This is a genomic window from Streptosporangium sp. NPDC020072 (genome assembly GCF_040631445.1).
Taxonomy (GTDB): Bacteria; Actinomycetota; Actinomycetes; order Streptosporangiales; family Streptosporangiaceae; genus Streptosporangium.
The window spans coordinates 229,000-242,606 of the sequence record NZ_JBEYAB010000006.1; the positions used below are offsets into that span (position 1 = coordinate 229,000).

At 73.4% G+C, this 13,607-nt stretch carries 15 protein-coding genes; 14 read left to right on the forward strand and 1 reads right to left on the reverse strand.

What is annotated here, in order from left to right; genetic code table 11:
* The first annotated feature begins 2 nt into the window (after positions 1 to 2).
* The 14 genes from ABZ470_RS16100 to ABZ470_RS16165 all read left to right on the forward strand — a co-directional run bounded on the left by ABZ470_RS16100 (position 3) and on the right by ABZ470_RS16165 (position 12,910).
* A complete protein-coding gene (locus tag ABZ470_RS16100; protein ID WP_362783816.1) occupies positions 3 to 1,205 on the forward strand; it encodes a hypothetical protein in 1,203 nt (400 codons plus the stop codon).
* A complete protein-coding gene (locus tag ABZ470_RS16105) occupies positions 1,202 to 2,125 on the forward strand; it encodes an NAD-dependent epimerase/dehydratase family protein (protein ID WP_362911839.1) in 924 nt (307 codons plus the stop codon). The genes ABZ470_RS16100 and ABZ470_RS16105 overlap by 4 nt, the downstream gene beginning before the upstream one ends.
* Positions 2,104 to 2,415 carry a hypothetical protein gene (locus tag ABZ470_RS16110; RefSeq protein WP_352013252.1) on the forward strand — a complete coding sequence of 104 codons (312 nt, stop codon included), beginning with the start codon at positions 2,104 to 2,106 and terminating at the stop codon, positions 2,413 to 2,415. Before ABZ470_RS16105 ends, ABZ470_RS16110 begins: the two co-directional genes overlap by 22 nt.
* Complete coding sequence (locus ABZ470_RS16115) at positions 2,387 to 4,030, forward strand: GMC oxidoreductase (protein ID WP_362911840.1); 1,644 nt, start codon at positions 2,387 to 2,389, stop codon at positions 4,028 to 4,030. The genes ABZ470_RS16110 and ABZ470_RS16115 overlap by 29 nt, the downstream gene beginning before the upstream one ends.
* The gene (locus tag ABZ470_RS16120; RefSeq protein ID WP_362911841.1) at positions 4,027 to 4,968 is read left to right on the forward strand and encodes an ABC transporter ATP-binding protein; all 942 of its coding nucleotides are present in this window, start codon (positions 4,027 to 4,029) and stop codon (positions 4,966 to 4,968) included. Before ABZ470_RS16115 ends, ABZ470_RS16120 begins: the two co-directional genes overlap by 4 nt.
* A complete protein-coding gene (locus ABZ470_RS16125; RefSeq protein ID WP_362911842.1) occupies positions 4,955 to 5,737 on the forward strand; it encodes an ABC transporter permease in 783 nt (260 codons plus the stop codon). Before ABZ470_RS16120 ends, ABZ470_RS16125 begins: the two co-directional genes overlap by 14 nt.
* Positions 5,738 to 5,748: 11 nt before the next feature.
* On the forward strand, positions 5,749 to 6,759 hold the full coding sequence (locus tag ABZ470_RS16130) for a hypothetical protein (RefSeq protein ID WP_362911843.1): 1,011 nt from the start codon (positions 5,749 to 5,751) through the stop codon (positions 6,757 to 6,759).
* Positions 6,729 to 7,283, forward strand: coding sequence for a hypothetical protein (locus tag ABZ470_RS16135; RefSeq protein WP_352013257.1), 555 nt, complete (start codon positions 6,729 to 6,731; stop codon positions 7,281 to 7,283). The genes ABZ470_RS16130 and ABZ470_RS16135 overlap by 31 nt, the downstream gene beginning before the upstream one ends.
* Before the next feature lie 48 nt (positions 7,284 to 7,331).
* Positions 7,332 to 7,775, forward strand: a complete 444-nt coding sequence (locus ABZ470_RS16140) for an SRPBCC family protein (RefSeq protein ID WP_352013258.1) — start codon at positions 7,332 to 7,334, stop codon at positions 7,773 to 7,775.
* A gap of 73 nt (positions 7,776 to 7,848) precedes the next feature.
* Complete coding sequence (locus ABZ470_RS16145) at positions 7,849 to 9,138, forward strand: aspartate aminotransferase family protein (protein ID WP_362911844.1); 1,290 nt, start codon at positions 7,849 to 7,851, stop codon at positions 9,136 to 9,138.
* Entirely contained in the window at positions 9,135 to 10,382 is a 1,248-nt protein-coding gene (locus ABZ470_RS16150) for an acyl-CoA dehydrogenase family protein (protein WP_362911845.1), read from the forward strand. The genes ABZ470_RS16145 and ABZ470_RS16150 overlap by 4 nt, the downstream gene beginning before the upstream one ends.
* 40 nt (positions 10,383 to 10,422) lie before the next feature.
* Positions 10,423 to 10,650: an acyl carrier protein gene (locus tag ABZ470_RS16155; protein WP_362783838.1), complete on the forward strand. Its 228-nt coding sequence runs from the start codon at positions 10,423 to 10,425 to the stop codon at positions 10,648 to 10,650.
* A complete protein-coding gene (locus ABZ470_RS16160) occupies positions 10,647 to 11,876 on the forward strand; it encodes a beta-ketoacyl-[acyl-carrier-protein] synthase family protein (RefSeq protein ID WP_362911846.1) in 1,230 nt (409 codons plus the stop codon). Before ABZ470_RS16155 ends, ABZ470_RS16160 begins: the two co-directional genes overlap by 4 nt.
* Positions 11,873 to 12,910 (forward strand): SDR family oxidoreductase, encoded by a 1,038-nt coding sequence (locus ABZ470_RS16165; RefSeq protein WP_362911847.1) that lies wholly within the window; start codon positions 11,873 to 11,875, stop codon positions 12,908 to 12,910. Before ABZ470_RS16160 ends, ABZ470_RS16165 begins: the two co-directional genes overlap by 4 nt.
* A 47-nt stretch (positions 12,911 to 12,957) precedes the next feature.
* On the opposite strand, the gene ABZ470_RS16170 is transcribed toward ABZ470_RS16165, so the two are convergent.
* Entirely contained in the window at positions 12,958 to 13,560 is a 603-nt protein-coding gene (locus tag ABZ470_RS16170) for a superoxide dismutase family protein (protein ID WP_362911848.1), read from the reverse strand.
* Between the last annotated feature and the right edge of the window lie 47 nt (positions 13,561 to 13,607).

The following is a 13,607-nucleotide window of genomic DNA, read 5'->3' on the forward strand; positions in this document are numbered from 1 at the left end:
AAGTGAGTGCTCTGACCGGCGCCGAGGAACTGCTCGGCGACGTCGAGGACGCCGCGGCCAAGGCCCGGTGCGAGGTCGCCGCGGCCTGGAACGTGGCGGGCCTCGAACTGGACGTGCGCTGCGGTGACCAGGCCCTGTTCGAGGCCCTGCACGCCTACCTCGGCTCGCACACGGGCCCGCCCGCGGGGGGACGTCCCGACGTCGAGATGACGTTCGTCGCGGACGACGCCCTGGTGGGGCGCCTTGAGGAGGCCGCCGCCCGGCTGGCCGCCCCGGCGCCCGCGATGATCTCCTACTGCAGCACGGAGAAGGGCAGGCTCCCCGTCGAGCACTGGCGGGCGGGGGAGGCCGTGCTGCTGCGCACGGTGAAGACCCCCACCTGGCTGCTGGCCGACGCGGGCTACACCCGCCTGACGTTCGTCGTCGGCGGCGCCTACCCGGCCGCGCCGACCGTCCACAAGGACCTGGCGCTGCTGATCCTGCACGTCATCCAGCGCACCCTGGAGGTTCGCGGGCAGCTGCAGGTCCACGCCTCGGCCGTCGTCGTCGACGGCAGGGCCGTCCTGTTCTCCGGGCCGAAGCGCTCGGGCAAGACGACCTGCTTCCTCGACGCGATCGTCAGGACCGGCGCCAGGCCGCTGTCGGTCGACAAGGTCCACCTGGCCGAGGACCCGGCCACCGGGCGGCTGCGGGTCTTCGGCGTCCCCACCCGCCTGCGGGTTCTGGCGGGCACGCTGCAGAAGTATCCGGGAAGCTGGGACACCTTCATCCCCGAGGACTACCGGGGAGTCGACGAGGAGCGCCTGTGGCGCGGCGAGAGCGACTCCAAGGTGACCGTCCCGCTGACCAGCCTGCGTTCGATCACCGGCGCCGACTTCGAGCTGAGCGCGCCGCTCGGCATGATCGTCCTGCCGGACGTCGCCAGGGGACGCGACCCCCTGCTGCGCGAGGTCACGGACCCCGGGGAGATCGCCTCCCTCATGCGGCCCAACGTCTACACCCCGGACAACCCGGAGGAGGACTGGTGGTCCGGGATCGGCGAGCACCTGGCCGCCGACCTCAGGGCGCGGGCCGAGGCGTTCCTGACGGGCGTCGGTTCCAGGGTGCCGATCCTGCGTCTTGAGGGAGCAGAGCGGATCGACCACCTGCTCCAGGACGCCTGGCGCAGGCTCGCCGCCGTACCCGTCACCGTTCCGGGCCCATGACCAGGGCACTGGTGCTCGGCGGCACCCGGTTCGTCGGGCGGGCGGTGGTCGAGGCGCTGCTGCCCTCCTGCGAGGTGACCGTGCTCAACCGGGGGACACGGCCGCTGTGGGACCCCAGGATCGTCCAGGTCGTCGCCGACCGGCGGGACGCGGCCTCGACGCGCGCCGTCCTGCGCGGGAGCTACGACGTGGTCGTGGACGTCTCGGGCACCGAGCCGGTCCACGTGCGCAACGTTCTGGACACGCCCGCCGTGGCCGGGGCCGTCCGGTACGTCTACGTCAGCTCGGCCGCGGTCTACCGGCGCGGGCACGCGGGCCCGCCCTTCCACGAGGACGACCCGGCGGACGGCGACCCCGCCTGGGGCGGCTACGGCGAGGACAAGGCGCGGTGCGAGCGGCTGCTGTCCGGCCTGCCCGGCCTGACGGTCCTGCGGCCGCCCTACGTGTACGGCCCACACAACACCGAGCCGAGGGAGAGCTTCCTGTGGGCCAGGATGCTCACCGGGCAGCCGATCTTCGTGCCGGGCGACGGTCGTACCGGGATCCAGTTCTGCCACGCCCGCGACCTGGCGGAGACCGTGGCCGCGGCGTGCGCAGGAACGCTTCCCCCCGGCGTCTACAACGTCGGCGGGCCGGGGAGGTGCTCCTTCACCGACTATCTCGGCCTGCTCGCGGAGATCGCGGGGACCGGGCACAGGGCGGTGCACGTCCACGACGAGGAGGTCCCGGCACGGGCCTACTTCCCCTTCCGCGACCTGGAGCTGACGCTCGACACCACCCGTCTCGACCGGACGGGCGCGGGGGCGGCCACCCCGCTCGCCGACGGCCTGCGCGAGACGCTGGCGTGGCTGCGCGCGCACGGCTCCCTGGCCGACGAGCCCACCGAACAGGAGAAGAAATGGCGAGCGACGACGCTCTAGCGGACGTCGTGGCGGCCGTACTGGACGCCTACGGCCTGCCTGAGGCGTCCCTGGAGCCGCTCGCCGGGCAGGTGCTCACGGCGGCGCGGGAGCGCGGGCTCGGCTCGGCGGACCTGGCCGGGGCGGGCGTACGCGGCTGGGAGGACCTCAGGCGCGTCCTCGACGGCCCCGACGAGCGGGCCCGCGCGTCCGCCGAGTCGGTGTGCGCCTGCGTCAACGACGTGCTGTTCTCATCCCCGCGCTGGCGGAGGGAGGTTGGCTATGAGCACCCGATGGACGAGCTCGGCTGACGCGGTCGTCGTCGGTTTCGGGCTCACCGGCGCCCCCGTCCTCGAACGGCTGCTCGGCGCCTCCGGCGCCGGCGACGTCGCCGTCCTCGACCGGGGCGCCTTCTGGGAGCCGGAGGGCCACGCCTTCCCCGGCGAGCGAAGCCTGATCCTCGACCGCCCGCTCACTGTCGATCCCCGGGAGGACCACGTGCTCCTGCGGACCCCCGGCGCGGGCCCGGCGCGGCTGCGCAAGTGGTGGGCCTCCCGGCTCGCCGGCGGCGGCTCCTGGCTCTGGTACGGCCAGCTGTCCCGCTTCCGCCCCAGTGACCTGCGGATGCGTTCGGCGTACGGCGGCGCCCTCGGCCCCGAGGTGCGCGACTGGCCCATCGACTTCGCCGAACTCGACCGGGCCTACGCCCACATCCAGGGGAGGCTGCGGCCCTTCGGCTGCGCCTACGGCCACACCGAGGCCGCCTACCGGGACTTCGACGGCGGGCCGTACCTGGAGAGGCCGGGGCCGAGTCACCTCGAACGGCTGATGGTCGACCGGCTCGGCCGTGACGGCCTGAACGCCTACGTCGGGCAGAGCTGCCTGGGCGGGCGCGCCTGGGACACCTGCCCGGTCTCGCCCGTCACCGGGCGCCCCGCCGAACGCGGCCGGCCGATGCTGGCCCGCCCCAACTGGTACGTCGACCTGTACGGCACGCTGCGCGAGGACCCCAGGGTGCGCCTGCTCGGCGGCTGCTACGTCTCCCGCGTCCTGGTCGACGGGGGAGCCGTCCAGGGCGTGGAGTACCTCCAGCGCGACGACGCCGGAGACCTGCGGATCCGGCGGATCAGGTGCGGCACCGTGGTGCTCGCCCCGGGCGCCCTGGAGACCAACCGCATCCTGCTCAGCTCGGACCTGCCCGACCGCAACGGCCTGCTCGGCAGGCGCTTCACCTTCACCCTGGAACGCACCGCCTACCTGGTGACCGCGGAACCGCGCGAGCGGGACCTGGCCGACCGCCTGGCGGGACTCTACGGAAACGTCGTGATCAAGGACTTCTACGACCTCGGGGAGACGGGCCCGCTGCGCAAGGGCGGCAAGTTCGCCCTCTACGACGCCTACGTCGCCGAGTCACCGGCCAGGCACGTCCGCAACCTGCGGATGCGCGGCCCGGAACTGGCCCGCTTCCTGCGGGCGGAACGCGGGCACTACGTGGTCAAGGTGAGCTTCAAGGGCGAGTCACTGCCCTCGGCGGGCAAGTTCGTCTCACTCAGCGCCCGCAGGAACGCCTTCGGCGCCAGGGTGCCGACGGTGACCTACACCCCCCACCCGGCCGACCTGCTCCTGCAGGAACGCGTCACCGCCATCCTCCCCAGGATCGGGCGTGCCCTCGGCGCCGTCGAGACCCGGGTGCACCCCGTCCCCTCCGGCGAGGACCTGGTCTCCGCGCACCACCACGGCGGCGCGGTCTTCGGCGACGACGCCGCGCAGGCCGTACTGGACCGCGACTGCGAGTGCTTCGAGGCCAGAGGGCTGTTCGTGGCCGACTCCAGCTTCATGCCGACCTCGGGCGCGACCAACTCGTCCCTGACCGCCATGGCGAACGCCCACCGGGTGGCCGGCGTCGTCGCGGCGCGGCTGTCATGAGCGGCCTCACCCGCGAGGGCGGGACCCCCGCGGACCAGGCCACCGGGGACCACCTGCTGGCCGTCACGGACCTGTCCTTCGCCTACGGCGACTCCCCGCCCGTCCTCACCGGCGTCACGCTGCGGCTGCGCGGGGGCCAGGTGCTGGGCGTCCTCGGCCGCAACGGCGCGGGCAAGAGCACCCTCATCAACGCGATCCTCGACATCGTGCCCGGCAGGCGCGCCGGAGAGGTCGTGCTCGGCCAGGAGGGGACGGGCGGGGACACCCGGCGGCACGTCGGCGTCGCCGGCCAGCGCATCTCCCTCTACAAGAAGCTCACCGTCGCCGAGAACCTCACCCACGCCGCCAGGCTCGTCCTGCCGCGCGGGCGGGTCGCCGCCGCGACGGAACGGGCGATCGAGGACTTCGGCCTGGCGAAGGTCGCGCGGACCCCGGTGCACCGCCTTTCGGGAGGGTGGGAGCGGCTGTCCCACATCGCGGCGAGCTTCGTCCACGCCCCAAGGCTCCGCTTCCTCGACGAGCCGACCAGCGCGCTCGACTTCGAGACCAGGACCAGGCTGGTCGCCCTGATGGCCCGGTGGCGCCAGGACGGCGACGCGATGATCGTCACCTCGCACTACCCCGAGGACATCGAGGAGACCTGCACCCACGTCGCGGTCGTCTCCGGCGGCACCGTCGTCGGCGTCGGCCCGCTGCGGGACCTGATCGGCGGCTACCACAGCGAGCTGCTCATGCGGGTCGGCGGCGAGGACGGCCCGCTGACGCTGCGCGCCCCGGCCCCCGGGACGGTCGGGCAGGCCGCAGAGACCCTCGCCCGCTGGGCGCGGGAGGGCCACGCCGCCTCCGCCGTCGAGTCCGTACGGCTGACCAGCAGGAACCTGCGGGAGATCATCTCCCTGGACCCCGAACTACGCGGGAGCGTCGGTGAGAACGACTGAGGGCTCTACCAAGGACAGGGCCGGGTTCTGGTCGGTCGCCGCGGGTTACGCCACGACCGAACTGCTCGTGCTGTGGCGGATGCGCACCCCGCTGGTCTTCATGTTCGCGGTGCCCGCCACCCTGGCCCTGACCCTCGGCTCCGCCGTGGCGGGGGAGGGCAGCCACGGGCGCGCCATGCTCGGCATCGCGGTCATGTTCAGCTTCACCACCACCCACTACACGGGCCTGGCGCTGTTCCGCGAGTTCGGCAGCAACACCTGGGTGCGGCAGGCGCTCCACCGGCCCCCCAGGGGCGCCTTCCTGCTCGGCAAGATCCTGCCCATCGCGGGGATCGGCCTGACGCAGCTGAGCCTGTTCACCGCCATCGCCGTCGTCTTCTACGGCACGCCCGTCCACGGCTCGGTGTGGCAGCTGCTCGCGATCGCGGTCACGCTGCTCGGCGTCAGCTGCGCCATGGGGGTGGTGCTCTATCTCGTCACCGCCGACACCTCGACCTTCGAGAGCCTGTTCTACATCTTCCTGATCACCGCGGGCAGCGTCGGCGGCGCGATCGTGCCCGACGGGAACCTGCCCGCCCTGTCCAGGGCCGTCGGTGTGCTGACCCCGCACCACTGGGCCCTGCGCGCTTTGGACGAGGCGACCTCGGGGCGGGGGGAGTGGGGTCCGGTCCTGCAGTCGATCGGCGTCCTGGGCTGCTGCGCCGTGGTCCTGGGGGTCGTCGCCGCGACGGCCTTCGACTACCGGCGCCAGAAATACGACCTGTACTAGAAGGAGACCCCTTGACATCGCCTGACGACATGGCGCGATATCTCGGCGCGCGCCTGGCCGCGCACGGCAGGACGACCGGCGACCTCGTCGCGGAGGTGGACACCAGCTTCGGCGAGCCCCTGCTGATGTCGGCGGCCGGCTCGGTGGTGCACGGGTTCGGCACCCCGATGAGCGACGTCGACGTCCACGTCGTCGTCGAGAGCACGAAGGTGACGGGCCTGCCCATCACCTCCTTCAGCCTCGGCGTCGCCGTCGACGTCAACTACATCAGGGCCGACTCGATCCGGCGCGCGGCCGACGCCCTGAGCGCCCCCGGCGAAACGGCGAAGGCGGACCGCTCCGCCTGGCGGGACTACCGCAGGAAGCTCGCCCAGCTCAACCGGCTGATCCTCGGCCTGCCGCTGCGGGGAGACCAGGACTGGCTCGACTGGCAGCGCGAGCGGCGCAAGCCCGTCGCCGACGCGACGGTCCGCTGGTGGCGGACGGAGGCGGTGCGCTACCGGCTGGCCTGCGAACTGCTGCGCGAGACCAGGCCGCTGGCCGCGGCCGAACGGCTCGGCAGGGCCGGAGTCGCCGCGCTCGACGCGCTGGCCACCGCCAGGGGCGAGCTGTGCTTCGGGCAGAAGTGGGTCGGAGCCAAACTCGACCGGCTCGGCGACACCGAACTGGCCGCGCTGTACGGGCGCTTCCTCGACCTGCCCGCCGGAACCGGGGACGCCCACGACTACCTGCGCCGGACCGGGGAGCTCTTCGACGGGCTGGCGGCCAGGCTCGACCTGCCGGAGGACCCGGCGGTGTGCCTGACCCCCGCCGCGGGGCTGAAGACCTGGCACACCCACGGCGGGCGCGCCCTCGTCCACCGGTGGGCGCTGCGCGGGGCCGAGGGGCCGGAGCGGGAGCTCGCCCCCCTCGGCGAACCCGGCTGGAGCTGGACCGGCGCGAGCACGGAGATGACGCGGACGCACCGCGAGCTGGCACGGGAGGACCTGCTGTGGCTGTCGATCGACTGGAGCACGACGTGAACGACGAGAGCCGCGAGACGGGCCTGACCCCGGTGCGGGACCCGCGCAGATGGGCCGCCCACGAGTGCTTCGGCGTCTTCGAGCTGCTCTTCGAGGTCCACGCCAGCTACGAGGACCTGCTCGGCACCCTCGACGAGGGGCTCCTGCAGGTGGCGAGGTTCGTCGCCAGGGACACCGTCGTGCGCGCGCTGGCCGTACGGTCCCTGCTGCGGGAGGGGCTGCCGCCCGACGAGCACGACGTGCTGGCCGACCCGTACGCGGGACTCGACGAGGAGGAGATCGAGCGCGGCCTGTCGGCGGCCCGCGCCGTGGCGCTGGCCGCCGACGTCCCCGCCGCCCGCGAGGCCGCGGCCAGGGTGGGCGACTACGTCGCCGAACTGGAGCGCGACCTCGGCTTCACCACGCCCCCCGCCTCGATCCGCGGGCCCTCCGGCCTGTTCCCCGCGCTCAGGCTCACCAGGACGCTGCTGCCCCTCAACGAGGCCTCAGGACTGCCCACCGCGTTCCCCGCGGCCTGGTCCTGACGCCCCCGAACCCGCCCGCCGAAGAGAGAAGAGACGACAGTGCCCACCGTGACGACGACGCACACGAGCGCCGAGCCCGCCCAGCGGATCTGGGAGGTGCTGCTCGACTGCGAGGACTACCCCACCTACATGGACGAGGTGGTCGACGTGACGATCCTCGACCAGTCGGAGACGGGCAGGACCAGCCGATGGGCGGTGCTGCTGAAGGGCTCCGAACTGGAGTGGGTCGAACGGGACAACGTGGACCACGAGCGCCGCAGGATCGAGTTCGAGCAGATCGAGGGGGACCTGGCCTACTTCGACGGCTACTGGCAGGTCACCGACGACGGCGCCGGACGGACGACGATCGAGCTGCACGTCGAGTTCGACATCGGCATCCCGCTCATGGCGGACATGCTCAACCCGGTCGCGGCCCGCGCCCTTGAGGAGAACTCCAGGGCCATCCTGACCCGGCTGAGCACCCGCAACAGCGACGTCAGTCCCGTCGCCTGACCGCGCCTGACCGCACGGCACAACGCGGGTCCGTGTTCTCACCGGGCACGCAGAAGGTAAGGAAAGGGAAACGTTGGATCGCCACGTGCTGGAACCGTCCGCCCCGCCGGGGGCCGCGGCTCCCGACATCGCACGGGTCACCTTCCGCAGGATTCAGCGGCACATGTCCCCGGGGATCGCACTGAGCGGCAAGTTCGCCGGCCAGGGCGCGGTCGAGGAGAGCGCCTCGGGCTGCGAGGTGCTCCTGTCGGACGGCCGCTCGGTCCTGGACTTCGGCTCCTACGCGGTGACCCTCCTGGGCCACCGCAACCCGGCCGTCGTGGACGCCGTACGGCGCCAGCTCGACGTCATGCCGACCTCCACCAGGAGCCTGGCCAGCCCGGTCTCCGCCCTGGCGGCCGAACGGGTCAGCGAGTATCTCGGCGGCGGCCTGAACCGGGTCTACTTCGGCATCAACGGCGCCGACGCCGTCGAGGCCGCGGTGAAGCTCGCCCGCCTGGCGACCGGCAGGCGCGTCGTCGTCGCGGTCGAGGGCGGCTACCACGGCAAGTCGCTCGGCGCGCTCGGCCTGACCCACCACGACCGTTTCCGCGACGGCCTGACCGGGCTGCTCGGCGGTGTGGTGCACGTCGCCCCCGACGACCCGGAGGCGGTGGCGCGGGTGACGGCCGAGACCGACGTCGCGGCGGTCGTCTTCGAACCCGTGCAGGGGGAGAACGGCGTGCGCCCGCTGGAGACCGAGGTGCTGCGGCGCTGGAGCGCCGACGCCAGGCGGGCGGGCGCCTTCACGGTCTCCGACGAGATCCAGTGCGGCCTGCGGCGCTGCGGCGACCCCTCGGTCGCGCTCGCGGCCGGGATCGAGGTGGACGCGGTGCTGCTGGGCAAGCCGCTCGGCGGCGGCGTCGTGCCGGTCTCCGCCCTGGTCTGCTCCGACGCCCTCTACGAGCCGCTGCTGAAGGACCCGTTCCGGCACACCGCGACCTTCGGCGGACACCCCCTGGCGACGGCCGCGGTCCCGGCCGCGCTGGCCGAGATCGAGGCCGCGGCGGACAACGGCGCCGAGCTGGCCCGGCTGATGGAACAGGGCCTGCGGACGCTGCGCGAGGACAATCCCGGGCTGGTCGCCGACGTCCGCGGCAGAGGACTGCTGTGGGGCGTCGACTTCGCCGGGACCGAACTGGCGGGCGAGGTCCAGATGGGACTGGCCAGACGCGGCCTGCTGGTCTCCCCGTGCCTGAGCAGGCCGCGGACCCTTCGGCTGCTCCCGCCGCTGGTGGCGGGCCCGGCCGAGGTCGGACGGGCGATGGCCGTACTCGACGACGCGCTGAAGGAGGCCGGGGCGGCATGGGGAGGACGCGGGTGAGCACGACGGCGAGCACCGGCCTCCCGTCCGGTGAGCTGTGGCCGGACGTCGGCGCCCTCATGCCCGCAGACGCCCTGGAGAGCATCGCGGCGGGCGCGGCGGCGGCCGACGAGAGCGGCCGCCCCGACCCGGCGAGCCTCGACCTGCTGCGGAGGATCGGCTGGCCCGCCCTCGCGATCCCCACGGACTTCCAGGGCAAGGGCGCGAGCCTGCTGGAGTCGTGCGCCGCGCAGCGCCTGCTCGGTAGGGCCGACCCGGCGCTCGCGGTCGCGGTGAACATGCACATCTTCACCATCGGCCTGACGGTCGAGCACTGGCGGCGCAACACCGACGTGTCGTGGCTGCTCATCGAGGCCATCGCGACCCAGAACCGGCTGGTCGCCTCCGCCTTCGCCGAACCCAACCTGGGCGGCTCGGCGACCAGGTCCACACTGACCGCCGAGCGGGTGCCCGGCGGCTGGGAGGTGACCGGCAGGAAGTACCCGTGCTCGCTGGCCGCGGAGGCGGACCTGGTCTGCCTCCAGGTGGCCGCCCCGGGCCAGGACGGCGCCGCCCCGCAGGTCCTGGTCGCGATGCTGCCGACCAACGCCCCCGGGCTGAGCGTGGTGGAGAACTGGGACGCGATGGGCATGCGCGGCTCCGCCTCCAACACCCTGGTGCTCGACCGCTGTGTGATCCCCGACGAACTGGTCTTCTACCAGGCCCCCGCGGGCGCCGAGGACGACGACGTCCTGGCGGCGGGCGTCATCTGGTTCTCGCTGACCGCGACCGCGGTCTACCTCGGGCTGGCCGAGTCGGCCCTGGGTGCCGGGCGCGACCTGCTCGGCACCCAGCGGATCGCGCACCTGGGCAGCACCAGGGCGCGGCTGCCGAGCTACCAGGCGGCGCTCGGCGACCCGTACGCGGCGCTGCTGACCCTGGAGGCGGGCTGCGCGGCCGTCGCCGCCGGGATGGACGCCGGCGCCGACCCGCAGCGGCTCCTGCCCGCCGCGCTCGCGGTCAAGCAGCAGGCGGTGCGTACGGTGCCCGATCTCGTCTCGGCGATCGCCGAGGCGTGCGGCGGGGCGTCCTACGCCAGAGGGGGCGTGCTGGCGCGGCTGTGGCGGGACGCCCAGGCCGTCCGTTTCCACCCGCCGACCCCCGTCGCGACCCGGCAGTTCCTCGGCAGGCGCGCGCTGGGCGTGCCCGCCTCGCTCGACCTGGACGAGTGCGCGCCGTCCCTGGCCCCCAAGCACCACACCTGATGAGAGAACGACGATGAACCGAGCCGAAATATCCGAGTTGATGATCGAGAAGGTGTCCGAGGTCCTGGGGGTCGACCAGGCCGAGATCGGCGAGCAGACGGACCTGGGCGCGGAGTACGCCGTGGACAGCCTCGAACTCATGGAGATCGGGGCACGGCTCGAACGGGCGCTCGGCGTCCGGATGCAGATCGAGGACCTCCTCGACATGCGCAACATCGGTCACGCCGTCGACCTGGTGGCCGCGCGGATCTCGGCGCACCCGGCATGAGCGGCCGCAGACGGGTCGCGGTGACCGGCCTCGGGGTGAAGTCCCCTGCGGGCAACACCGTCGAGGCGCTTCTGGGGCGGTTGATCGAGGCCCGGCCGACCGCGGCGACGGTCGAGGAGCTGGTCAGGAGCGAGGTCGCGGTGACGTTCGCGTGCACCGTCCCGGAGTTCGACCTCGACCACTACCTCACCCTCCGCCAGCGGCGCCAGATGGACCGCGGCACGACGCTCGCCCTGGCCGCCGCGGCGGACGCCGCCGAGGGGGCCGGGCTGGAGGACCTCGCGCCCGAGCGGGTCGGGGTCGCGGTCGGCACCGGGGTCGCGGGCCTGGGCGCGACCGAGGAGGTGCTGCGGCGCTGCGAGCACGACCCGGCCAGGATTCCGGCGTTCACCGTGCCGCAGATCATGTCGAACTCCGCGGCCGCCAGGATCGGCATGCGGCTGGGGGCCAGGGGCACCACGCTGACCTACGCCACCGCCTGCGCCAGCGGGGCGACGGCCATCGGCGAGGCCATGCTCAAGATCCGTTCCGGTGAGTGCGACGTCATGGTCGCCGGGGGTGTCGACGCCCCGGTCACCCCGATGGTGATGGCCTCCTTCGCGCGGATCGGCGCGCTGTCCGGCCGCAACGACGACCCGGCGGCTGCCTGCCGCCCCTTCGACGCCGACCGCGACGGCTTCGTGATGGGGGAGGGCGCGGCGTTCCTGGTTCTTGAGGACTGGGAGCACGCCAGACGGCGGGGCGCCGCCGTACTGGGGGAGGTGCTCGGCTACGGGAGCACCTCCGACGCCCACCACATCGTCGCGCCCCGGGAGGACGGCGAGGCCGCGGCCGCCTGCATGGCCATGGCCGTACGGGACGCGGGGCTGTCCTTCTCCGACGTGGGCCACGTCAACGCGCACGGCACCTCCACCTACCTCAACGACCGGGCCGAGGCCCGCGCGCTGGCCACCTGCTTCGGCGACCGCTGCCCGCCGGTGACCGCCCCCAAGGGCGTCGTCGGTCATCTGATCGGCGCGGCCGGGGCACTGGAGGCGGTGATCTCGCTCGGTGTGGCCCAGGCGGGGCTGGTGCCGCCGGTGGCCAACTTCGGCAAGAGCGAGTGCGCCGACGGGATCGACCTCGTCGCGGGGGCGCCGAGGCGGATCGGCTCGCCGGTCGCGCTGTCCAACTCCTTCGCCTTCGGCGGGCACAACGTGTCCCTGGTGCTGCGGGCCGCCGTATGAGCGGCCGTGTGGGCGGCGCGAGGCGGGTGCTGCTGACGGGATCGACCGGGGTGGTCGGCACCGAGCTGTGCCGTGCCCTCGGGAGCGCGCCCGTCGAGCTGGTCCGGGTGGCCAGACGCCCCCAGGGGGAGGGCGAGATCGGCTGGGAGATCGGCGTCCGGCCGCCCCCCGAGGAACTGCGGGGTCCCTGGGACGTCGTCGTGCACGCCGCGGCCTCCACCCGGTGGACGATGAACGCGCAGGAGGCGCTCGACTCCAACGTCCGGCCGCTCGACGCGGTGCTCGGCCTGCTCACGCCGGAGACCCACCTGGTGCACGTCTCGACGGCCTACGTCGGCGGCTCCGACGACCCCTACGCCAAGGACGAGGGGTTCGGGCGCTACCGCAACGGCTACGAGTGGTCCAAGGCCAGGTGCGAGGAGCTGGTGCGGGAACGCCACCGGGGCCCGGTCACGATCGTACGGCCGCCGCTGATCCTCGGCCGGGACGACGACGGGTCGATAGCCCGCTTCTCCGGCCCGTACACGCTGCTGCAGACCCTGGTCTCCGGGCTCGCCGCGGCTGTGATCGGCGAACCGGGGGGATACGCGGAGGTGGCGCCGGTCGACCTGGTGGCCGACGTGATCGCGGAGGCCGTCACCGGGCCGCCGCCGGAGGGCCTCAGGGTCGAGACGATCGCGGGCGGCGGCGCCTGCATGACCCTGCAGACGCTCCTGGACGTCACCTGCGGCACGCTCAACGGCTGGCGCGCGGAACGGGGCATCCCGCCGGTGGCCGTGCCGCCGTTCATCTCGCCCAGGCGCTGGCACCGCTTCTTCCTGCCCTTCGCCGAGCAGCACCTGTCGCCCATCCAGCTCCAGGCGGTGCGGCTGCTGGGCATGTTCGAGAGCTACACCAGCATGGCCGACCCGTTCGAGCCGACGCGTCAGGTGACCGACCCGGCGGCGACCCTGGCCAGGTCCGTCCTGTGGTGGGCCGACGCCAAGCCGCGCCTGGCCTCGCGGATCTCGGAACCGTGGGGCCTGATCGCCTGAGACCCCTCCCAGGCCCGGTCCCGGCGAGGACCGGGCCGGGGAACGGGTCAGCGCCCGGTGATCACGCCGCAGCCGATCCGCCCGCCCGCGTCACCGGTCTTGAGCGTCGCCTCGTCCGGCCCCGTCTTGCCGTTGGCGTCGGCGTAACGGGAGGGGATGTTGGCGAGGTTGTCGGGCAGGCCGTGGACGATGACCGCGCTGCCGTCCTTGTCGAGGAGCTGGCCGATCCGGAAGCGGTCGGTCACCACCGACGCGTTCCCGGTGCCGTCCGCGCCGACCAGCAGGGCGGGCAGGTCGCCCGTGTGGTCGCCGTGGCCGCCGGTGCCGAGGTTGAAGTGGCCGCCCGCGCTGAAGAAGGGGCTGCCGGTCGCCGGATCGGTCGACTTGGGGTCGCAGATCCCGGCGGTGTGGATGTGGAAACCGTGGTAGCCGGGGGTCAGGCCCTTGACGGCCACGGTCACCCTGGACTTGCCGTAGCGTTCGTGGTCGATCCTGAGGGTGCCGACGGCCGCCCCCTCGGCGTTCTTGATCACGGTGTACGCCTGGTATCCGGAGTGGCCTGACGCCGATTCGGCCGCCGCCGCGGCGCCGACGGAGACGACGCCGGCGCCGAGGGCCACGATCAGGGCCAGATGGGTCTTGCGTAACATGGCAGACCTCCCTTGGGTCCGTGCTGGGTTGTCCGTGAGCGGTCTTT

Excerpts from the sequence above, each read along its gene's own strand:
- ABZ470_RS16155 (WP_362783838.1), top strand. The coding sequence starts at position 10,423 with ATGATCGAGAAGGTGTCCGAGGTCCTGGGGGTCGACCAGGCCGAGATC.
- ABZ470_RS16110 (WP_352013252.1), top strand. The coding sequence starts at position 2,104 with ATGGCGAGCGACGACGCTCTAGCGGACGTCGTGGCGGCCGTACTGGAC.
- ABZ470_RS16120 (WP_362911841.1), top strand. The coding sequence starts at position 4,027 with ATGAGCGGCCTCACCCGCGAGGGCGGGACCCCCGCGGACCAGGCCACC.
- ABZ470_RS16165 (WP_362911847.1), top strand. The coding sequence starts at position 11,873 with ATGAGCGGCCGTGTGGGCGGCGCGAGGCGGGTGCTGCTGACGGGATCG.
- ABZ470_RS16160 (WP_362911846.1), top strand. The coding sequence starts at position 10,647 with ATGAGCGGCCGCAGACGGGTCGCGGTGACCGGCCTCGGGGTGAAGTCC.
- ABZ470_RS16105 (WP_362911839.1), top strand. The coding sequence starts at position 1,202 with ATGACCAGGGCACTGGTGCTCGGCGGCACCCGGTTCGTCGGGCGGGCG.
- ABZ470_RS16115 (WP_362911840.1), top strand. The coding sequence starts at position 2,387 with ATGAGCACCCGATGGACGAGCTCGGCTGACGCGGTCGTCGTCGGTTTC.
- ABZ470_RS16170 (WP_362911848.1), bottom strand. The coding sequence starts at position 13,560 with ATGTTACGCAAGACCCATCTGGCCCTGATCGTGGCCCTCGGCGCCGGC.